The organism is Postechiella marina (genome assembly GCF_039538365.1).
Classification (GTDB): Bacteria; Bacteroidota; Bacteroidia; order Flavobacteriales; family Flavobacteriaceae; genus Postechiella; species Postechiella marina.
Genome location: NZ_BAABCA010000007.1, coordinates 166551 through 189746 on the forward strand (window position 1 = coordinate 166551; position 23196 = coordinate 189746).

Sequence of the window (23196 nt, forward strand, 5' to 3'; positions counted from 1 at the left end):
TATAAATGAGCAAATATTATGGGGCAAAAAACTTGTTTCCACTGTGGGTTAGATTCATCATCGACCGAGATTATTTTTGATGACAAATCGTTTTGTTGTAACGGTTGCAAAACGGTTTACGAAATTTTTTCTGTAAACGATTTAACCTGTTACTACGATTTACAAAATGCCCCAGGAACAACTCCTAAAGAGATTGAAGGCAAATATAATTTTCTTGATAACGATAAAATAGTTGAGAGTCTTCTGGAGTTTAACGACGAAAAAACGCAAATAGCAACCTTGTACATTCCGCATATTCATTGCAGTTCTTGTATTTGGATTCTTGAAAATTTGAATAAATTAAACCCTAGCATTTCATCTTCAATAGTAAATTTTGGAAAGAAAACGGTTCGTGTTAATTATCATACCGAAAACTTTAGTTTAAAAACCTTAGTGCAATTATTAAGCAGTATTGGCTACGAACCTTTTATTAGCTTGGACGATTATTCGGTTGGTAAAAAAAATGTAGACCGATCGCTTATTTATAAATTAGGCGTTGCAGGTTTTGCCTTTGGGAACATTATGTTTTTATCGTTTCCGGAGTATTTTCAATCTACCGAATTTTGGCTAGAACAATATAAACATGTGTTTAGATGGCTCATGTTTGCCTTTTCGCTTCCTGTTGTTTTTTACTGCGCGCAAGATTATTTTATATCGGCATACAAAGGTTTAAAAGCAAAAATTTTAAATATTGATGTGCCCATAGCCTTAGGTGTAAGTGTTTTATTTTTAAGAAGTACAACCGAAATTGTTTTAGACCTCGGCACAGGCTTTTTTGATAGTTTATCTGGTCTTGTTTTCTTTTTATTACTAGGGAAATTTTTCCAGCAAAAAACCTATAATTTCTTATCTTTTGAAAGGGATTACAAATCGTATTTCCCTATTGGAATCACTAAGATTGAAGCTGATGGAAAAGAAACTTCCATTCAAGTTTACGATATTAAAAAAGGCGACCGACTATTAATTAGAAACGAAGAGTTAATTCCGGTAGATTGTATTTTAATAAAAGGTAAAGCACGAATAGACTATAGTTTTGTTACAGGCGAATCTGAAGCGGTATCGAAACAATCTGGCGATAAATTATTTGCTGGTGGAAAACAACAAGATGGCAGCATTGAAGTTGATGTTTTAAAAACCGTAGAGCAAAGTTATTTAACCCAACTTTGGAGTAACGATGTGTTTAATAAAAACAAAGAAGACAGCTTTACAACCTTAACCAATGCTATTAGTAAAAAATTTACCATCGTGGTTTTAAGTATTGCTTTTATGGCCACAGCATATTGGTTGTTTGTAGATTCTACCAAGGCTTTAAACGTGTTTACCGCTGTTTTAATTATTGCATGCCCTTGCGCCATTGCTTTGGCTGCTCCTTTTACCTTCGGGAATTTACTTCGCATTTTTGGTAAGTTTAAATTCTATGCTAAAAACGCATCGGTTATTGAGCAATTGGCAGCTATAGACACTATTATTTTTGATAAAACTGGAACAATTACTGCAAACAAAGAAACATCTATTGAATACGATGGTTCTGAACTTTCTACAAATGAAGAGGCTTTATTGAAGAGTACATTGCGAAACTCTAACCATCCTTTAAGTCGCTCTTTGTATACGCTTTTAGCGGAAAATGATATTGTGACTTTAGATGCTTATGAAGAACATATAGGACAAGGTATTACTGCACAACACCATACGAATTCCATAAAAATCGGGTCTGCTCCTTTTGTTGGTTGCACCACTGATACTGCAACGTTAAATACTGCTGTACACGTAAGTACAAACAATACATACAAAGGGAAATTCACATTTTACAATAAATACAGAAAAGGACTTTCTAAGTTGTTTAACAAATTAAAAAAGGATTATGACTTGGTAATTTTATCTGGCGATAATGCTGGAGAAGCAGAAAACCTAACCAAGTTGTTACCTGCTAAAACGAAGTTGTTTTTTAACCAAAAACCTGAGGATAAACTGGAATATATAAAACACCACCAAAATTCTGGTGCTAAAGTATTAATGATTGGCGACGGATTAAATGATGCTGGAGCCCTAGCACAGAGTAACGTGGGTATTGCTATTTCGGAGAATGTTAATGTGTTTTCGCCTGCTTGTGATGCAATTTTAGACGCCACAAAATTTAATGGATTACATCAATTTATTAAAGCATCGAAATTGGCTATTAAAATTATAAAATGGAGCTTTTTACTATCGTTTATTTACAACAGTATTGGTATTTATTTCGCAGTTACAGGGCAATTAGCGCCCGTTATCGCTGCTATTTTAATGCCTTTGAGTTCTATTAGCATTGTGGTGTTTACAACGGTTTGCACGAATGTAGTAGGCAGAAAACTTAAATAATGATAAAACGGATTTTGGCAGATAAGCGCGTTGGGGATTGTAGTGGATAGCCCACAGCCCGACTTTGGAGGTGCGAGGACTTGTAATGGAAAGCCCGACCCTTGTGGTAACGCCCAATAAAAAATGAACAAAAGAGCCAAACATGACCAATATCATCTTTTAAATTCTAGTATGAAAGTACTTTTGAACCATAACTTCAAATAGGTATGAGTGTTATATATATTTTATTGACTATAAGCATTATAGTGGCTATTGGCTTTTTTATAGCATTTATAATGGCTGTAAAAAGCGGACAATTTGACGATAGTTATACGCCATCGGTACGCATGCTATTTGAAGATGAATTAATTAAAGAGAAACCAGAAAAAACGATACTAACCAAAGAAGAATAACAATTACAATTATGAAAATGGAACAATTTCATTACGATAATAAAATCGTTACAAAGTTTATTTACGCTACCATTGTTTTTGGTGTTGTAGGTATGGCAGTAGGTTTACTACTTGCCTTTATGTTTTTATTTCCAAACTTGACCGATGGCATTTCATGGCTTAGTTTTGGTCGGTTAAGACCTTTGCATACTAATGCTGTGATTTTCGCATTTGTGGGAAATGCCATGTTTGCCGGTATTTACTACTCGTTACAGCGTTTATTAAAAACCCGTATGGCTAGCGACTTGTTAAGTAACATTAACTTTTGGGGTTGGCAACTTATTATTGTTGCTGCTGCCATTTCGTTGCCTTTAGGTTATTCTACATCTAAAGAATATGCCGAATTAGAGTGGCCAATTGATATTGCCATTGCACTTATTTGGGTGGTTTTTGGTGTTAATATGATTTGGACCATTTTAAAACGTAGACAACGCCATTTATATGTCGCTATTTGGTTTTACCTAGCTACGTTTGTTACGGTTGCGGTGCTTCATATATTTAATAGTTTGGAGTTACCGGTTAGCGGTATGAAAAGCTACTCGGTTTACGCTGGTGTTCAAGATGCCTTAGTACAATGGTGGTACGGTCACAATGCGGTGGCTTTCTTTTTAACAACGCCTTTTCTAGGTTTAATGTATTATTTTGTGCCTAAGGCTGCCAACAGACCGGTGTATTCGTATAGACTTTCTATTGTGCATTTCTGGTCGTTAATATTTATTTATATCTGGGCAGGACCACACCATTTATTATACACAGCGCTTCCAGAATGGGCGCAAAATTTAGGTGTTGCCTTTTCTGTTATGTTATTAATGCCATCTTGGGGTGGTATGATAAATGGGCTTTTAACATTGCGTGGTGCTTGGGATAAAGTACGAACAGATCCTGTTTTAAAATTTATGGTTGTTGCTATTACTGGTTATGGTATGGCGACTTTTGAAGGCCCAATGCTTTCACTTAAAAACGTTAACGCTATTGCGCACTTTACCGATTGGATTATTGCCCACGTACACGTTGGTGCTTTAGCTTGGAATGGGTTTATGGCTTTCGGTCTTATTTACTACTTAATTCCGCGATTATTTAAAACTAAATTACACTCTACTGGCTTAGCCAATTTACACTTTTGGTTAGGGACTTTAGGTATTATTATTTATGCTTTACCTATGTATGTTGCTGGATTTACCCAAGCTAGTATGTGGAAACAATTTAACCCTGACGGTACATTAGTTTATGGTAACTTTTTAGAAACGGTTACTGAAATTATGCCAATGTATTGGATGCGTGCCATTGGTGGATCGCTTTACATTATCGGGATGTTTATTCTTGTTTACAATGTTATTGTTACTATTAAAAACGGTAGCAAAGTGCAAGATGAATTGGCTGAAGCTCCAGCTTTAGAGCGTGTAACTAAAAAACGTACCGCAAACGAAGGTTGGCACACGTGGTTAGAAAGACGCCCAATTCAATTAACCATTCTAGCAACTATTGCCATTTTAATTGGTGGTGTTATTCAAATTGTACCAACCATAATGGTAAAATCTAACATACCAACTATTGCAAGTGTAAAACCTTATACACCTCTTGAATTGGAAGGTCGAGATATTTACATACGTGAAGGTTGTGTGGGTTGCCACTCGCAAATGATTCGTCCGTTTAGAAGTGAAGTAGAACGCTATGGCGAATACTCGAAAGCTGGGGAGTTTGTTTACGACCATCCATTCCTTTGGGGAAGTAAACGTACCGGTCCGGATTTACACAGAATTGGTGCAAAATACTCAGACAACTGGCATTTTAACCATATGTACGATCCGCAAAGTACCTCATCGGGTTCTATTATGCCGCGTTACCCATGGCTAATTACAGGGAAAAGTAGTGCGCTTGATAAATCGATGACCGAGGCTAAAATGGAAGCTATGGTAACCTTGGGTGTTCCGTACACAGAAGACGATATAGCCAACGCACAACAAAGCATGTTAGATCAAGGTGCGCAAATTGAAGAAAACCTTCATGCCGATCCTGATTTTGCTAAAACCTATAAAGCTGATAAGGATTACGCTGCAGAAAACGGAGAAGACTTTATAGAAATGAAAAACAGGGAAATTGTTGCACTTATAGCCTATTTACAACGCTTAGGTACAGATATTCATGTTAAACCAGAGCAACAACAATAAAATAGTTAATCGTATTTAGCTATTGGTTTTAATAAACTAAAAACCAATGGCTATTAACCAAAAACAATATAACAACCATGTTGAAATTTGTAAAAAACCATATGGAAAGCATTACAGGTATTGAGATATACCCTATGATTTCCCTTCTTATATTCTTTACCTTTTTTGTAATGCTATTTTGGTGGGTTATTACAGCCAAAAAAGAGTATATAAAATCAGTAAGTAACATACCATTAGATAACCAAAACGACACAACATTATGAGACAATTAGTTCCATCCTGGATACGTGTTCCAGTAGTATTTTTTATCATTTTTGGAGCAGTAGAGTTCTTTGTAGACTCTGGAGATAAACCAGCATTTATAGAATATCCTGCAGTATTATTGTTTCTACTTTTGGTATTACTTATACTTATTGCTACCCAAGCTATTATTGCTGCTCTAGAAAATGTGATGCTTCATAAATTAGATGAAGAAGCTAAAGCACGCTTTTTAGCCGATAAAGAAAAGTCGGTTAAATTTACTTGGATTAAAGAAACCTATTTAAAATTACTTGGCTCTAAACCTATTGAAGAAGAAGGCGAAATTGTATTAGACCATAATTACGATGGCATTAAAGAGTTAGACAATAACTTACCGCCTTGGTGGATTTACTCGTTTTACATTTCTATAGTTTTTGCTGCGGTTTATTTGTTAAGATTCCATGTGTTTAATGGCTACACGCAAATAGATGAATTAGATACTGAATTAGCTGAAGCTAGAATAGCACTTGAAGAGTACAAAAAAACAGCAAAAGACTTAGTGGATTTTAATACAGTAACCCAGTTAACTGATGCTACCGATTTAACAGCGGGTAAAACCATTTTTGAAACCAATTGTGTGGCGTGCCATATGATTGATGGTGGTGGCGGAATTGGACCAAACCTAACCGATGAACATTGGATATTAGGCGGCGGTATTAAAAATGTATTTAAAACAATATCTGAAGGTGGACGTTCTGGAAAAGGTATGATTGCTTGGAAAGCACAACTTAAACCTTCTCAAATGGCACAAGTAGCAAGTTACGTTTTGAGTTTTCAAGGTACAACACCAGCAAACTCAAAACCGGCAGAAGGGGACATTTGGGTTAGTGAAACTGAAGACACTCATGCTGCAAACTAAATAACACTTTATTAACTAAACTTTTACTAAAACTATTTATAGACCTGTCGGGTTTTTAAAACCTGACAGGTATAACTAAAAAAAACTAAGAAATACCTACAAGGTTCTAGAAACCTTGCAGGAAACTGAAGAAACAACAATGAAGTATACGTTAATTGAGTGATAACACTTTATTATCTAAACTATTTTTCCCAGACCTGTCGGGTTTTAAAACCTGACAGGTATAACTAAAAAACTAAGAAATACCTACAAGGTTTTAGAAACCTTGCAGGACAATTAAATAACATGGAAACTCCACAAAACGAATCATTTAGAGACTCGATTGGTACGATTACCGAAGATGGTAAACGCGCTTGGGTATACCCTAAAAAACCAAGTGGCAAATTCTATGACTATAGAAAATATGTGAGCTACTTTTTATTAGCCTTTTTACTGTTATCGCCTTTTATTAAAATAAATGGCAATCAGTTTTTAATGTTTAATGTTTTAGAACGTCGTTTTAATATTTTCGGGTTTCCGTTTTGGCCACAAGACTTTCATTTGTTTGTTATTTCGATGCTAATAGGTGTTGTATTTGTAACACTCTTTACGGTGTCGTTTGGACGTATTTTTTGCGGTTGGATTTGTCCGCAAACCATTTTTATGGAAATGGTTTTTAGACGCATTGAATACTGGATTGAAGGCGACAGAAACAAACAACGCAAATTAGCAAAACAGCAATGGGATGCCGAAAAGATTAGAAAAAAAGGACTTAAAACGGTAATATTCATTATCATCTCGTTTATAATTGCCAATGTATTTTTGGCGTATCTAATTAGCAGCGACAAGCTTATTGAATACATATTAGAAGGTCCTGCCGAAAATATAAGCACTTTAATTTCTCTACTTATTTTTACAGCTGTTTTTTACTTTGTTTTTGCTTGGTTTAGAGAACAAGTTTGCATAATTGCTTGTCCGTATGGAAGATTGCAAGGTGTACTTTTAGATACTAAATCTATTGTTGTGGCTTACGATCATAAACGTGGCGAAGCGGAAAACGGTAGAAAAAAATTTAGAAAAAATGAAGATCGCGAAGCCTTAGGTCATGGAGATTGTATTGATTGTATGCAATGTGTTCATGTTTGCCCTACCGGAATTGATATTAGAAATGGAACACAGCTAGAATGTGTAAACTGTACTGCTTGTATTGATGAATGCGACCATATTATGGAGAGCATTAATTTACCAAAAGGCTTAATTAGATATGCTAGCGAGGAAAACATTGAGAAGAAAACGCCTTTTAAAATCACACCAAGAATTAAAGGTTACATCGCTGTACTTTCTATTTTAATAGGCTTACTAATTGGCATGTTATTTTTAAGAAATGATGTCGAGGCCAATGTTTTACGATTACCAGGTCAGCTTTACGAACATAAAGAAAACAACATTATAAGCAATGTATTTACTTATAAATTGGTAAATAAAACGAGTGATGCAATTGAAGATGTAAGTTTTAAACTGATGTCGCATAAAGGCGAATTAAAATTGGTTTCTACAAGTGAGGATTTTGTTGTGCCAAGTCAAGGTATTACAGAAGGCACTTTATTTATTGAGATTAATAATTCGGCTTTAAGTGGCGATAGAAATAAAATTAAAATAGGCGTTTTTAAAGGCGATGAGTTGATTGAAACGACTACTGCTAACTTTTTGGGACCTAGGAGTTATAAATAGTTTTCAGTCGTAGTCTCAGTAAACAGTGCTTACTCTTGCGAAAAAAAACAGGGTTGTATTAATCCTTCGAGGTTTTGACAACCTTGTAGGTATTAATAAAACAAAAACGGTTCTTACTATTATGATGAAAAGATGTTTAACTAACTCATCGTGCTGAATGAACCAAAAGACCTGTCCGGTTTTTGAAACCTTACAGGTCTAGAAAAGCAAACAAACCTAAAGTTTGAGTTAGAAAATGACTTTGGCGGATGGTGCATTAGGGATTGAAGCGGCATCCTTTTTTGCCATGAAAAGCAAAAAAGATATAGCAGAAAGCCCGACCCGATAGGGTAATGCCATAAAAAGTATAATAATGAGATTTCCACTTTTGCGGAAATGAAAAAAAAATATCAATATGAAATTTAATTGGGGAACTGGAATTGTACTAGCGTTTATAGGCTTTATTTCGTTTATTATGTACTTTATTATTACTATGAATTCGGGTAATAAATACGATCATGATTTGGTTAGCGAGGATTATTATGCCGATGAGTTACAATACCAAAACGATATTAATAAGCTAGAAAACACAAAAACATTAACCACGAATGTGCGTTACGAAAGAACAGATGCGGGCTTATTGATAACCTTCCCAGAACGTTTTGATTACAAGCAAATAACAGGAAACATGTTCCTATATAGACCATCTAACAAACAACTAGACTTTGAAACTGCTATATCATTGTCTAATTCTAATTTGCTCATACCTGACAATCGTTTGGTAGATGGTCGTTGGAACATAAAAATAGATTGGGAATATCATGGAAAATCTTATCTGTTTAAAGAATCTATAAATTATTAGCATGTTAGCATCTGCATTTATACTTGGTTTATTGGGGAGTTTTCACTGCGTGGGCATGTGCGGACCCATTGCTTTTATGCTGCCTGTAGACCGAAATAATGCTGCTAAAAAAATATCGCAAATTACCATTTATCATTTAGGCAGACTTTTAGCCTATAGCCTTATTGGATTAGTGTTTGGTTTAATAGGCAAGAGTCTGTTTATTTTTGGTTACCAACAACAATTATCTATAATTATTGGTGTTTTAATGATTTTGGTTGTTGTTATTCCGCAAAAAACATTTAATAAATACAATTTTTCTAAACCGGTTTATAAGGCTATTTCTAAAGTAAAATGGGCACTAGGTACTGCTCTTAAAAAGAAAACCATGGATACGTTTTTAACCATTGGTTTTTTAAATGGCTTTTTACCATGTGGTTTAGTATATATGGCATTATTTGCTGCTATTGCTAGCGGAAACGCTGCTAGCGGTAGTTTATACATGGCTGTTTTTGGCTTGGGTACTATACCTTTAATGACTACTGCCATTTATTTTAGTCATTTTTTAAAAGGTAAGGCAAGACAGCGTATCCAGAATGCTATTCCGGTTTTTGTAGTGGTTATTGGTGTTTTGTTTATTCTTCGAGGTTTAGGCCTTGGTATACCCTACATCTCTCCTACTCCGGTTTACGATTTGGTGACTAACACTTTGGATTGCCACTAGTAAGTTTCGTTTCTTTTAAATATTAATATGTTATTAATTAGTTAAATTAATAGTCTTATATCTTTATTTAATAGTAACACTATTATATTTGCGTATAAAATAACCAACGATGGACTCATTATTCTCTAACTTAAAAATTTCGGTGCCTGAAAAAATATATGTAAAAGACCCACAATCTTCAGATTTAGGTAAACGCATTATACAACATAGCATTATAGTTATAAACGATATTGGTTTTGATAGCTTCAACTTTAAAAAATTAGGAAAAGCTATTGGCTCTAATGAGAGTTCTATTTATAGGTATTTTGAAAGTAAACACAAACTTTTACTTTACTTATCGTCGTGGTATTGGGCATGGATTGAATATCAACTCGTTTTTGAAACGCACAATTTACAGTCTTTAGATAAAATTGAAAAAGCTATTGAAATAGTTACCAGAACCGTGAAAGAGGATTCTAAATTCTCCCATATTAACGAGGTTATTTTAAACAAAATTATAGTGAATGAAAACTCTAAATCTTTTTTAACAAAAGAAGTAGATCAAGAAAACAAAGAGGGCTATTTTATTATTTACAAACGCATTGTACACCGCTTACGAGACATGATAAAAACTGTAAACCCAAATTACAAATACCCTTCTAGTTTAGCTAGTACTATTTTAGAAGGCAGTTTACATCAGCATTTTTTAAAAGACCATTTTGCATCTATTACAGATTGTAACGATGGGCTTTCCCCAACCATTTTTATAAAAAACTTAGTACTTAACACCCTTAGCGTCTAACTATGGAAAACAAACAAAAAACACCTTGGCAGCGTTTATTAGGATTGCTTCAATTAGAAAAAAGAGATATTTTACAAATTTTCTATTATGCTATTTTTGCTGGAATTGTGGCACTTTCATTACCACTGGGTATTCAAGCCATTATTAACTTAATTCAAGGTGCACAAATATCTACTTCGTGGGTTATTTTAGTTATTATAGTAACTATAGGCGTTGCTTTTTCTGGAGCATTGCAGCTTATGCAATTGCGTATTATTGAGACTATACAACAACGTATTTTTACACGAGCTTCGTTTGAGTTCTCTTATCGATTTCCAAAAATAAAAATGTCGGAGTTACATAACTTCTATCCGCCAGAATTAGCCAATCGTTTTTTTGATACTTTAACCATTCAAAAAAGTTTATCTAAAATATTAATTGATGTACCTACAGCAATTTTACAAATTTTGTTTGCCCTTATATTGTTATCGTTTTATCATCCATTTTTTATCATATTTGGCCTTTTACTTTTGGGATTAATTTTTGTTGTTTTTAAGTTTACAGCACGCAAAGGACTAATTACCAGCTTAAACGAATCTAAAAAGAAATACCAAGTGGTACATTGGATTCAAGAAATAGCTAGATCTTTAATTAGCTTTAAACTATCTGGAAGTACAAGTTTAGGTATTAATAAAAATGACGATTTGGTTAACAACTACCTTAAAGCTAGAGAAAGTCATTTTAAAATTTTAATGTTACAATACATACAAATGATAAGTTTTAAACTTATTGTAACCGCTAGTTTACTATTAATTGGTGGCGCCTTAGTGCTAAATCAAGAAATGAATATTGGGCAGTTTGTTGCTGCCGAAATTATTATTTTACTAGTTATTGCTTCAGTTGAAAAATTAATTTTAGGCCTTGAAGCTTTTTATGACACTTTAACCTCTTTAGAAAAAATTGGACAAATTGTAGATAAAGATCTAGAAAGTCAAACGGGAGAAAGACCACAATTTAACAAAGGGCTACAAATTGAATTAGAACATGTGGCTTTCGAGGTTAATAATAGAGACAAACATATTTTAAAAGACATTTCGCTTAAAATAAATGCCCAAAGTAGAATATTGATTAAAGGTGAAAGTGGCTCGGGAAAATCGACCTTACTAAGATTAATTGCTGGAGTAATTGAACCTACCGGAGGACATATTTATGTAAACGACATGTCTATTAGTAGTCTGCATTTAAATTTTTACCGTTCGCAATTGGGTTTATCTCTATCAGATGAGAGTCCGTTTGAAGCTTCTATTCGAGAGAATTTAACCTTTTCGAATCCGGATATATCTGATGAAAAAATTTACGAAATATTGGAAATCGTTGGATTAAAACCCTACCTAAGAGAACAACCAGAAGGCTTAAACACCATACTTTATCCTGGAGGAAAACAAATGTCTTATTCATTATCTAAAAAAATAGTTTTAGCTCGTGCTATTTTAAAAAAACCTAAAGTTCTTATTCTTGAAGATGCTCTTGATAGGTTTAATAGAACAGAAACCCAAGCTATTGTAGACTATTTATCGCATAAAGATAGGCCTTGGGCACTTATTGTAGTTAGTTTTAGTTCGGTATGGATGGATAAGTGTAACGAAATAATTACGTTAGAAAAAGGAAATATTAAATCTAAAACCGTTTAAGTTATGCTGAATATATCAAACAATCAACTAAACAGAAACATAGATTTAGCTGCTTATAAATCTGGTAAAAAAATTATGGATATTAAGTATTATAAATACTTTAACAGATTTTTACTTGTTGCAGCCATTATATTAATAATAGTGCTTTTCTTGCCCTGGACACAAAATATAACTGCGCAAGGTAAAGTAACTACACTAAAACCAAACCAACGCCCGCAACATATACAATCGCAAATACCTGGTCGTATTGAAACTTGGTATGTACAAGAAGGAGATAAAGTTAAAGCAGGAGATACTATTTTAAGAATATCTGAAGTTAAAAGTGATTATTTTGATGATAAATTGGTGGAGCGTACCAACGATCAAATAAAATCTAAAACCCAATCGGTTACTGCTTACCATGGCAAAGTTAGCGCTTTAAACAGGCAAATTTCTGCTTTAAGAAATGAGCAAAAATTAAAGTTAGAGCAAACTCAAAACAAGTTGTTACAATCTAAATTAAAGGTTAAAAGTGATAGTATTGATTTGGCAGCATCTAAAACCAATTTAAAAATTGCAGAAACTCAATTTAACCGAATAAAAACCTTGCAACAAGAAGGTTTAAAAGCAGTTAAAGATGTTGAGGAAAAACGATTAAAACTTCAAGAATCTCAAGCTAAATTTATCTCTCAAGAAAATAAATTTTTGGCAAGTAAAAATGAAGTTATTAATGCTCGCTTGGAGTTATCTAGAACCAATGCCTCGTATGCCGATAAAATATCAAAAGCAGAAAGCGATATGTTTACTGCACAATCTAGTGGGTTTGATACCGAAGCTCAGGTTTCTAAATTAGAAAACGCATCAACAAATTATAAAAAACGTAACAACTTATTATATGTAACTGCTCCTCAAGACGGTTTTATAAATAAAGTTTTAAAAGGCGGTATTGGCGTTACTTTTAAAGAAGGAGAAGAGTTGGTTGGTATTATGCCTGCACAAATAGATTTAGCAGTAGAAACCTATGTAAGACCCATCGATTTACCTTTATTACATATTGACGAAAAAGTTCGTGTACAATTTGATGGTTGGCCAGCCATTGTTTTTAGCGGTTGGCCCAATGTATCTTACGGTACTTATGGTGCAAAGGTTGTAGCTATTGAGCGCTTTATTAGTGATAACGGAAAATACAGAGTATTGTTGGCACCAGACGAAACAGATAACCCATGGCCAGAAGCTATTCGTGTGGGATCTGGAGCAAAAACCATAGCATTATTAGAAGATGTTGCTATTTGGTTTGAGTTGTGGAGACAAGTAAACAGTTTTCCACCAAATTACTACCAACCAGAAAATGCAAAAACAACCTCTAAAAAGAAATAAAATGAGAAAGCAGTTATTTTATATTCTTATACTTGTTGGTGGTTTTGCCTCGGCACAAGACAGCACCTCAACCATATCTCTTTCTGAGTATTTAGGTTATGTAAAATCTTTTCATCCTATAGTAAAACAAGCTAATTTAGTTATTAATGAAAGTGAAGCAAAACTCATGAAAGCACGTGGTGCTTTTGATCCTAAATTAGAAGTAGATTACGACAGGAAAAAGTTTAAAAACACCGAATACTACGATAAACTTAATGCCTCTTTTAAAATACCCACTTGGTTTGGAATAGAATTAAAAGGAAATTTTGAGGAAAATACAGGCGAGTTTTTAAATCCGGAATCTTATGTACCAACCGACGGATTATACAGTGCAGGTGTATCTGTTCCGGTTGCTAGAGGCTTACTAACCAATAAGCGTATGGCCATGTTAAGGCAATCGCGCCTATATGTTAAACAGGCCAAAGCAGACCGCCAATTACTAGTAAATAACATTTTATACAAAGCTACTGTAAGTTATTTTAATTGGTTAAAAACTTATAACGAAAAAAGGGTTTACCAAGATTTTTTGGATAATGCAAAAATACGTTTTAATGGTATTAAAAAGAGTTTTGAGGTTGGAGACAAACCTGCCATTGATACTTTAGAAGCAAGAATAGCCCTAAATAACAGAAAACTTAATTTAGAAAAATCTAGAATTAAGTTTATTAAATCTACTTTGGAGTTATCCAACTATTTATGGCTAAATAATAATACGCCAATAGAAATTAAACCAGGTATTATTCCAGATGTTAATACTTTTGAAACTATTGATGTAACGCTAAACACCTCTAATTTAGATATTGAGAATTTTGATATTGATAGTCATCCTAAGCTACAATCATTAGACTATAAATTTAAAAACTTAACGATTGAAAAACGCTTAAAACGGAATAATTTATTACCACAAATAGACTTACAGTATAACTTTTTATCGAAAACACCAGAAGTTGCCAGATCCTTTAGTACATCGGCTTATAAAAGTGGGGTAAATGTTAGTTTCCCTTTGTTTTTAAGAAAAGAACGTGGCGATTTAAAACTGGCTAAAATAAAGTTACAAGACACAGAATTCGATATTCAAAATACACGCGTAAGTTTAAAAAATAAAATAAGTGCTATTAATCAAGAATTAGAATCGTACACACTACAAAATTTATATACAAGTACTATTGTAGACGATTATTCTAAATTATTAAAAGCCGAAGAACGTAAATTCTTTTTAGGCGAAAGCTCTTTTTTTTATGTAAACACTAGAGAATCTAAATTAATCGATGCTAAACTTAAAGCTATAAATTTAGAAAATAGCTTTTTTAAGACCAAGGCGAATCTGTTTAATGTTTTGGCTCTATCGAAGGTAGAGCTTAATTAATTTTTATACTGTTATTTACTCTATTATCTTAATATTAATCTAAAAAAAAATTATAAACTTTTTAAATTAAACCTTTACTTCTTTGCTAAATAAGTAGGCCTTATTTTTTTGAAAAACCCACCTATTTAGTAAATGCAAAAATGACAGTTATTTTAATTAAAATAGGCTAATAATGTATTCAGGTGTCAAAATTTCAGAAAATTAAGTCTATTATATTTTGGCATTTAATTTGCTTTAATATTAAACGAAATCGAATAAGATTTCAAGTTTGAAATAATGTTTAATTTAAAATTTTGTAATTATGAGCAATTTAGTTAGTGTTCCTAAAAACGGAAGTTTAGCAAACACAAATTCAAATGCAAACTTCCCCACTCTGTCCAATTTGTTAGATGACATTTTTAACAGAGATTTACCATCGGTATTTAATTCTAATTTTAACACAGGCATTACTTTACCCAAAGTAAACATTAAAGAGACAGCCGATGCTTTTATTGTAGAAATGGCAGTTCCTGGTTTAAAAAAATCAGACTTTCAAATTAATCTCGACAATCAAGTTTTATCTATCTCGACCCAAACTAAGGAAGAAAACGAACAAAAGGGAGAAAACTACACACGCAGAGAGTTTGGTTACTCGTCTTTTAAAAGAACTTTTAATTTACCCGAAAGTGTAAATGATGAAAAAATTAATGCGACCTATCTTGAAGGGATTTTAAGTATTCTTTTACCAAAAAAAGATGAAGCCAAACAAAAGCCTGCAAGAAGTATTGAAATTACTTAGTAATTCTTCTAAATTTTAAAGTAGTATAATTAATGGGATGCTGATTTTTTTTCGGCATCCCTTTTAATAATAGGTTTAACTTAAAACTTGAACTAATGAAAAAGTATATCTTATTATTTATGGTTGCTTGGCTAGGTGTTAGTTGCAATGGGCAAAACAATAAAACAGAAAAAAAAGATGCTGATAAAAACTTAGTTAACAAACCTAAAGGATCTTGGAAGGTTGATAAGGCTTTTGATGAAAATGGTAATTTAATAAAATACGACAGTATTTATTCTTATACGTCTATTAATAAAATTGATGATTTTTCTGCTTTAGATAGAGATAGTATAATTCAAGATTTTAACTCTAGGTTTTTATCAAATTTCTCATTGTTGGACAATCAACGATTTGATTCTATATTTGCTCAAGACTCGCTTTTTACAAAGCATTTTTTTTACGACACTTTTTTTAAAAATTATACAAATCTTGATAATTTAAGGCAAGAAATAATTAGTGGGCATAAAAAAAGATAGAGTTATACCAATCGAAATTAATCAAACAAAAAGGCGTTAACTAATTAGTTTATGCCTTTTTTTTAAATCAAAACCTAGCGGTAATGTCTAACAAATTTTTATTGTGTTTACTCTAAACGGTATTTGTTAAAAACTAGCACTAACAAATATGCCTACTATTTATTGTTTATAGCTAACCTTAGCTAACTTACCTGCGTTAGGGATAGTAGTGGCATCCTTTTTAAAACCTTAATAAAACTTAGTTTTTAGGCTTAAATTTCTATTCGTTGGTTGCTACATGGTTTATACTTTACAATAACGTTTTAAAAAGATATAACGAATAGCCCGACCCTTTTCGGGTAACGCCCAAATTTTTATACTAATAATTGATTTTAATCTTTTTTTGGGGTTAATAATTTCGCAAAAAAAGCGTTAAACCTGATATATTTAACGCTTTTTCTATTAAAAATTAATTACTATTTAAATCTTAAATGTAATAACTGGTAATGAGGAATGATTTGCTACATCCTCTCCTACACTACCCTCGAATAAATGAGCTAAGCCTTTTTTGCCATGTGTTGGTATAGCAATAATATCTGCTCCTATTTTATTAGCAAAATTTAAAATGCCATCTTCTGGCGTGTAGTCTGCCACATAGTGCACATCTTCCATTTTATTTAAATTGCCTTCTGCTTTTGTAAAAAAGTTAACAACACGTCTCTCTATTTCTACAGAGCTTTTAAAATTACTATTAGGTAAATTTACGTATACCATATACATTTTGGTTCTTGTTTTTCCAAACATTTTTACCGCATTTAGATAAGGCTTTATTGCGTCTTCAGAAAAATCGCAGGCAAAAGCGACAACACTAAAATTAACCGTGCTTAAATTATTTTTTACAACCAAAACCGGTATGTCTGAATAACGCACAACGCGCTCTGTATTAGAGCCTACAAAGTATTCTTTTAAACCACTAGCACCATGAGAGCCCATAATAATTAAATCTGCATTATGTTGTTTGGCAATATCGTTTACCTCGCTAAACACTTTAAAATGCTTAATTACCCCAGATACCTTAACACCTTTTAAATAGTCTTTATTTATAAATTTTTCTAACTTCTCTTCTATAAGCTTAATAAAGAACATGGCTTTGGTATTTTGCTCTCCGCCAGAAACAGATAAAATAGTTTCGGACATTTCTAACATATGCAGTACCAAAATTTCTGCTTTGTTATTTTTTGCCAATTCTGCAGCTGTTTTTAAAGCATATTCTGAGTATTTAGAAAAATCGATAGGTACAATTATTTTTTTCATAACAATTACATTTTAAATTTAAAAAAATCAATTAAACAGTCATAGAAAACAACTGTGTATTAGGGGCTTTTCTTTGTAGTAAAACATCAAAAGCCATACAGACGTTTCTAACAAAAGGTTGCCCTTTCTTGGTTACCTCTAGAGTATTTTTATTTATTTTAAGCAAACCATCTGTTTCCATTTCTTTTAATTGCATAAGTGCCTCTGGTAATTCTTTAAAATACAAAGAAACGTCTGCCCAACTGGTTTTAAAACGACACATTAGGTTAAGTATGTGCTTTCTAATAATTAAATCTTCATTGTTTAAAATATGCCCGCGGTAAACGGGTAAAATATTATTATTTACTAAATTATAATAACTCTCTATTCCTTTTACATTTTGAGAAAACCCATACCAACTATCGCTAATTGAAGATACTCCCAAGCCAACCATAGCTTGTGTTTTAGATGCTGTGTAGCCCATAAAATTGCGATGCAATTTAGACTCTATTAAAGATTGATATAAAGTATCTGTTGGTAAAGCAAAATGATCCATGCCTATTTCAAGGTAGCCTACTTTTGTAAGCATATCTTTTCCTAATTCGTATTGCGCTCTTTTTAATTCTGGAGAGGGCAAATCGTTATCATTAAATCCGCGTTGCCCATTACCTTTAATCCATGGCACATGTGCATAACTGTAAAAAGCTAAACGATCTGGCTGTAACTCTTTTGTTTTTAATATGGTTTGCTTTACGTGTTCTAGGGTTTGAAATGGTAAACCAAAAATAATATCGTGCCCTACAGATGTATAACCAATTTCTCTAGCCAATTCTGTTGCTCTTTTTACGTTTTTAAAAGGCTGAATTCTGTGTATTGCTTTTTGTACGGTTTCATTATAATCTTGAACACCATAACTTACACGCCTAAAACCAACATTATAAAGCGCTTGTAAATGTTCGCGGGTTGTATTATTGGGGTGTCCTTCAAAAGAAAACTCATAATCGTTTGCTAATATAGCAGACTTTAAAATTTCTTTAATTAAAAACTGTAAATTTTCTGGACTAAAAAAAGTAGGCGTACCACCACCCAAATGTAACTCTTTAATCATTGGTTTTTCGTCAAACACATCTAAATACAAACGCCATTCTTTTAAAACCGCATTTAAATAAGGAGCTTCTACACTATGCTGTTTTGTAATTCGCTTATTACAACCACAAAACGTACATAAGCTCTCGCAAAAAGGTAAATGAATGTATAGACTAATGCCTTCTTTTGCATTACTCTCTTTAAAAGATTTAACCAAAGACGATTTCCATTTTATTAACGAAAACGTGTTGTTATCCCAATACGGAACCGTAGGGTAACTGGTATAACGTGGCCCAGCCACATTATACTTATTAACTAATTTATGCATACCTAACATTTAATACGTCAAAATTAGTGTACACTTTCATTAAAAAATATGATATATATCATAACTATAGTTTGCTATTAGATTAATATGCCTTAACTTTCGGATAAATAAAAAATTCAATTAATATGAAAAAAATAAGCCTACTATTATTAGCCTTAACTTTGAGTTTTGCATCTTGTAAAAACGAGAAAAAAGAAACAAAAACGGAAACTACTGAAACTGCTGCAACAAAAAAATATGTGGTTAAACCAGAAGGAACATCGGTAAAATGGACAGCTTATAAAACGACGGAAAAGAAAGGTGTTGGCGGAGAGTTTACAACTTTAAATTTTGATGAAAAGTCTGGAGCTACACCACAAGAAGCTTTAAATAATTTAAGTTTCTCTATTCCTGTAAGTAGTGTGTTTACAAACGACGCCACTAACACACGTGATGCTAAAATTAAAAATTCGTTTTTTGGCGCTATGCTAGATACCGAGTTTTTAACTGGTAAAATAAAATTTATTAACGGTTCTTACATTGCATCTATAACTATGAATGGTGTTACAAGTAACTTACCTTTAGACATTAAAATAACAGACGAAAGACGTGTTACTTTAACCGGTGTTATGAATTTAAAAGATTGGAATGCTTTAGATGCCTTAGCATCGCTTAATAAAGTATGTTTCGACTTACATAAAGGCGCAGACGGTGTTAGCAAAACTTGGGAAGATGTTGCCATAGAAGTGAGTACTTTTTTACGCGAAAACTAATTACATAAAAAACATCTCTATTAACCACAAGGGCATAACCAATATATGACACTAGAACAAACTATAATAAAGTTTCAGCAAAAAGACGAAAAGGCTTTTGAAACCCTATACAATATGTATAGAGATAGCATGCATGGAACTATTTATAATATTGTTAGAGACTATAGCATAGCAGACGAAGTTATGCAAGATGTTTTTATAAAAGCATGGCATAAATCCGATACTTACTCGAGCAAAAAAGGACGTTTTTTTACATGGATTTTAAACATTGCAAGAAATGCTGCCATAGATAAAACACGTTCTAAAAACTTTAAGAAAACAAAACAAAACCTTAACTCTGATTTTTTCGTAGATATAATAGAAACCAGTGATAGTTTAGATGACAAAACTGATGCCATAGGTATTAAAAACTTTGTAACTAAACTTGGGCAAAAATGTAAAGATGTTATAGAGCTTCTTTATTTTAAAGGCTACACGCAAAGTGAAGCTTCTGACACCCTAGAAATGCCTATTGGTACAATTAAAACTAGAAACAGAAATTGTATTAAGGAATTAAGAAATATGGTTTTAAATTAAAATGGATATAAAAGCATACATAGAATCTGGAATTTTAGAGCTATACGTAGCCGGTTCACTTTCTGATCAAGAAAATCAGGAGGTTTACAACCTTATGCAACAACATCCTGAAATATTACAAGAAGTTTTAGAAATAGAAGCTGCCATTATTAAACTTACAGCTTCGACATCTCGAGAAGATAATAACAAGATTTTACAAAGCATAAAAGACGCTTTAGGTTTTAATAGTAACACCACCAAAGTGGTATCTATAACCAAGCCTAAATACAACTGGATTACTTATTCTGGATGGGCTGCATCAATTTTATTGGCTGCAGGATTATTTTGGACAGTAAATCAAAACAAGCAATTAGAGTCTGACATAAAAATATCTAAAACTCAAGAATCGCTTTTAGAATTTCAAATAGAAAGCTCTAAAAACAGCTTAAAAGAGGCAAATACCTTAATATCTGTTTTACGCGACGATAATATTACTAAAGTACAACTAGCGGGTCAAGGCAATTTTGCTAATACTTATGCTAAAGTGTATTGGGATAAAGAATCTGATCGTATCTTTTTAGATGCCGCAGGTTTACCAGAACCACCTGAAGGTAAAGTTTACCAAATGTGGTCTTTAAAACTAAACCCATTAGCACCAACTAGTTTGGGTACTATTGACGATTTTAAAGCAGATGCTAATAAAATTTTCGAAATTAAAAATGCTAACGATAGTGAAGCTTTTGGTATAACGCTTGAACCTACTGGTGGTAGCGCTTCTCCAACTATGGAGCAACTATATACTTTAGGAGTAGTAAGCTCGACATAATTTAAACATAGCATTACCATAATTTTAAAAAAAAGGTTTAATTATAGACATATAATTAAACCTTTTTTTATGAGTTTATGTTACTAAACTATTATGCAAAAAAAAACACCCAATTGCATTTCTACAATCAAGTGTTTCAACCTAACAAAATCAATTAAAAAAACTAATCTTCCCTTAAAATACTAGTGTTTTATTAATCCCTCAATTAATTAAAAATATTTATATATTAAAATCTATAAGAAATAGTTCCTTTTATAAAAAATGGTGTGCCAGGTGTAAAATGAATTTCTTCTACAGGTTGCGCTTCGTTTTTAAGTCTAGATTCTGTTGCAAATTGAGTTTCATTCCAATCTACATCAAATAAATTCTCGATTGCAAAACCAACGGTTACATTGCTAAAGCTATAATTAATATTAAAATCTGACACAAAATAACCTTTAGCTTCAATACTATTATCTTGGTTTGCTGGTCTATCATCTATATACCTATAACGCAATCCGCCAGAAAAATTATTTAAATTATTAACAGACAAGCCACCTGCCATTGTAAAATCTGGTGCTAAGGGTATGTAATTTTGTCCTTCTGCATCTTCAATACTTCTTGCATGTGTTAAGGTGGCATCGGTATCCAAAAACAACCAATCGTTTAATTGATATCTAAATCCTAAATCTACACCATAACGCTCTGTTTTTCCGCTAGGTTCTACAATACCAGCATCGCCTACGTAAACAAATTCTTGTTCTAAAAACAAATACCATAATGCAGAATTAACTACTAATTTAGGTGTAGGTTTCCATATATTACCTATATCTAAACCGTAAGACCTAGGTAAAATATCTTTTCCTAAGTTGCTAACTACAACTCTTGTATCGTTTGAATGAAAACCTATTCCAGATTTTAAATACAACTGTAAATTTGATTTAGCATTGTAATAAAAATTAAGTTTAGGGCTTAAAATAGTTTTAGTTTCTGCCTGAGTTGTATAATTTGTTTGAAGCCTATCATTATATAAAAACTTAAAATAATCTATACGTAAAGCTGGAGCTATTTTAAACTTGCCAAACTCAAATTCTGCATTTGTATAAGCACTCATATTGGTTTGATTTAAATCTCCTAGTTGCACATTTTCTAGAGTAGTTGTTCTATTTAATGTTTTAGAAAGCTCTATATCTTTAACTATATCGTGCCTTAAGCTTACACCAGAAGTTAATACCAATTCTGCTTCTCCAATATGGAGATCGTTTCTTATTTCTGAATTAAACCCTAAAATTTGGCGATTTTCCTTTTGTTTTATTTGATCTCCATTGTCTTCATCTTCTAAAAAGAAGGTGAAATTTGAGTATAATTCGAAATTGTATTGCGAATAAAAGGCATTCGTTTTTATAGTAGCTTGATCTGAAATATACTTACTAAACTCTACATTAAAGTTGGTTCGAGATGTGGTACCGCCTTCGGTATCATCAATAGCACCAAAACGTGAAATATTACCATTATCTACCTCGCGTTGCGGAATTTGTCCAGAAGCATCCCAACGACTTGTAAAATGAGACAGGCTTAACGATAACTTATCATTGTTAGGCGAAAAAGACACGTATTTTCCAAATAAATTAAGACGGTTAAAATTTTGAGGCGAATCGTATGGTCCATCTGTTGCAATATATTCTGTTGCTATGTATGCGTTTTGGTTTTTAGTGTTTTCTAACAAATTAAACATTCCTAAAGTACGTAGTGTGTTAAATTGTCCCGCAGTAAAAGAAATACTACTTTCTTTTAAATAATCTTTAGTAGAAAAATCGACATATCCAGCTGTAGCAAAATCGCCCTGATCTGCATAATATGCTCCTTTTCCAAAATCTATTTTATTAATAGTTTCTGGTATTACAAAGTGTAAATCGCTATAGCCTTGCCCATGAGCATGAGATACCATATTTATTGGCATGCCATCAACCGATAGAGAAATATCTGTACCATGATCTATATCAAACCCTCTTAAAAATATTTGCTCTGCCTTACCTCCTCCTGCATGTTGACCAATAATTAATCCTGGTACTTTTCGTAATATTTCTTGAGACGAATTTACCGGATTTGTTTTTATATCTAACCTAGAAATTGTACTTATAGGGTTTAACTCTTCTGTTATAACTAACTCGTTTAACTGAAATGTTTTTTCTGCTAAAGCTATCTTTTGCTTGGTATTAAAACTATCTAAGTTTAGAACAAACACGGTATTTTTAAATCCTAAAAGACCTACTTTTATAGAATCTCCCACATGATTATCATTTAAAATAAAAACACCATTCTCTGTAGAGTGCGCATGACTTTTGGTATTTAAATTATAAATATAAGCGCCTTCTAATGGTTGATTAAGCTTGTTATATATTGTTCCTTTTATTTGCTGTGCATACCCAAAACTAAATTTAAGTGTCACTAATAAAAATAATATATGTTTTAAATTTCTCATTATTT

General features: G+C 32.6%; 20 protein-coding genes. 17 read left to right on the plus strand and 3 right to left on the minus strand.

Features of this window, described 5'->3' with window-relative positions; all coding sequences use genetic code 11:
* The first annotated feature begins 18 nt into the window (after positions 1-18).
* The 14 genes from ABD715_RS16150 to ABD715_RS16215 all read left to right on the plus strand — a co-directional run bounded on the left by ABD715_RS16150 (position 19) and on the right by ABD715_RS16215 (position 15911).
* On the plus strand, positions 19-2394 hold the full coding sequence (locus ABD715_RS16150) for a heavy metal translocating P-type ATPase (protein ID WP_344789376.1): 2376 nt from the start codon (positions 19-21) through the stop codon (positions 2392-2394).
* Between the two features lie 206 nt (positions 2395-2600).
* Complete coding sequence (ccoS, locus tag ABD715_RS16155; protein ID WP_344789377.1) at positions 2601-2786, plus strand: cbb3-type cytochrome oxidase assembly protein CcoS; 186 nt, start codon at positions 2601-2603, stop codon at positions 2784-2786.
* A gap of 11 nt (positions 2787-2797) precedes the next feature.
* On the plus strand, positions 2798-4993 hold the full coding sequence (ccoN, locus tag ABD715_RS16160) for a cytochrome-c oxidase, cbb3-type subunit I (protein ID WP_344789378.1): 2196 nt from the start codon (positions 2798-2800) through the stop codon (positions 4991-4993).
* Between the two features lie 77 nt (positions 4994-5070).
* On the plus strand, positions 5071-5256 hold the full coding sequence (locus tag ABD715_RS16165; protein ID WP_344789379.1) for a CcoQ/FixQ family Cbb3-type cytochrome c oxidase assembly chaperone: 186 nt from the start codon (positions 5071-5073) through the stop codon (positions 5254-5256).
* Positions 5253-6152, plus strand: coding sequence for a cbb3-type cytochrome c oxidase N-terminal domain-containing protein (locus ABD715_RS16170; RefSeq protein WP_344789380.1), 900 nt, complete (start codon positions 5253-5255; stop codon positions 6150-6152). The genes ABD715_RS16165 and ABD715_RS16170 overlap by 4 nt, the downstream gene beginning before the upstream one ends.
* Before the next feature lie 285 nt (positions 6153-6437).
* Positions 6438-7862, plus strand: a complete 1425-nt coding sequence (gene ccoG / locus ABD715_RS16175; RefSeq protein ID WP_344789381.1) for a cytochrome c oxidase accessory protein CcoG — start codon at positions 6438-6440, stop codon at positions 7860-7862.
* 394 nt (positions 7863-8256) lie between these two features.
* Positions 8257-8703, plus strand: a complete 447-nt coding sequence (locus tag ABD715_RS16180; protein ID WP_344789382.1) for a FixH family protein — start codon at positions 8257-8259, stop codon at positions 8701-8703.
* Position 8704: 1 nt separating this feature from the next.
* Complete coding sequence (locus ABD715_RS16185) at positions 8705-9406, plus strand: sulfite exporter TauE/SafE family protein (protein WP_344789383.1); 702 nt, start codon at positions 8705-8707, stop codon at positions 9404-9406.
* Between the two features lie 109 nt (positions 9407-9515).
* A complete protein-coding gene (locus ABD715_RS16190; protein WP_344789384.1) occupies positions 9516-10187 on the plus strand; it encodes a TetR/AcrR family transcriptional regulator in 672 nt (223 codons plus the stop codon).
* A gap of 2 nt (positions 10188-10189) precedes the next feature.
* Positions 10190-11857, plus strand: coding sequence for a peptidase domain-containing ABC transporter (locus ABD715_RS16195; RefSeq protein WP_344789385.1), 1668 nt, complete (start codon positions 10190-10192; stop codon positions 11855-11857).
* A 3-nt stretch (positions 11858-11860) separates the two neighbouring features.
* A complete protein-coding gene (locus ABD715_RS16200; protein ID WP_344789386.1) occupies positions 11861-13213 on the plus strand; it encodes an HlyD family secretion protein in 1353 nt (450 codons plus the stop codon).
* 1 nt (position 13214) lies between these two features.
* A complete protein-coding gene (locus tag ABD715_RS16205; protein WP_344789387.1) occupies positions 13215-14618 on the plus strand; it encodes a TolC family protein in 1404 nt (467 codons plus the stop codon).
* 301 nt (positions 14619-14919) lie between these two features.
* Positions 14920-15396: an Hsp20/alpha crystallin family protein gene (locus ABD715_RS16210; protein ID WP_344789388.1), complete on the plus strand. Its 477-nt coding sequence runs from the start codon at positions 14920-14922 to the stop codon at positions 15394-15396.
* A gap of 95 nt (positions 15397-15491) precedes the next feature.
* Positions 15492-15911 (plus strand): hypothetical protein, encoded by a 420-nt coding sequence (locus ABD715_RS16215; protein ID WP_344789389.1) that lies wholly within the window; start codon positions 15492-15494, stop codon positions 15909-15911.
* Between the two features lie 459 nt (positions 15912-16370).
* On the opposite strand, the gene ABD715_RS16220 is transcribed toward ABD715_RS16215, so the two are convergent.
* Positions 16371-17204 (minus strand): universal stress protein, encoded by an 834-nt coding sequence (locus ABD715_RS16220; RefSeq protein WP_344789390.1) that lies wholly within the window; start codon positions 17202-17204, stop codon positions 16371-16373.
* Between the two features lie 31 nt (positions 17205-17235).
* Positions 17236-18597 (minus strand): oxygen-independent coproporphyrinogen III oxidase, encoded by a 1362-nt coding sequence (gene hemN, locus ABD715_RS16225; RefSeq protein ID WP_344789391.1) that lies wholly within the window; start codon positions 18595-18597, stop codon positions 17236-17238.
* Between the two features lie 125 nt (positions 18598-18722).
* Here hemN and ABD715_RS16230 point away from each other — a divergent pair, with 125 nt between their 5' ends.
* From ABD715_RS16230 to ABD715_RS16240, 3 genes are read left to right on the plus strand one after another with little or no spacing between them, the layout of a single operon-like run.
* Positions 18723-19349 (plus strand): hypothetical protein, encoded by a 627-nt coding sequence (locus tag ABD715_RS16230; RefSeq protein WP_344789392.1) that lies wholly within the window; start codon positions 18723-18725, stop codon positions 19347-19349.
* 45 nt (positions 19350-19394) lie between these two features.
* On the plus strand, positions 19395-19925 hold the full coding sequence (locus ABD715_RS16235; protein WP_344789393.1) for an RNA polymerase sigma factor: 531 nt from the start codon (positions 19395-19397) through the stop codon (positions 19923-19925).
* 1 nt (position 19926) lies between these two features.
* A complete protein-coding gene (locus ABD715_RS16240; RefSeq protein ID WP_344789394.1) occupies positions 19927-20730 on the plus strand; it encodes an anti-sigma factor in 804 nt (267 codons plus the stop codon).
* Between the two features lie 226 nt (positions 20731-20956).
* Here ABD715_RS16240 and ABD715_RS16245 read toward each other — a convergent pair whose 3' ends face one another.
* Positions 20957-23191: a TonB-dependent receptor gene (locus ABD715_RS16245; protein WP_344789395.1), complete on the minus strand. Its 2235-nt coding sequence runs from the start codon at positions 23189-23191 to the stop codon at positions 20957-20959.
* Positions 23192-23196: the final 5 nt, after the last annotated feature.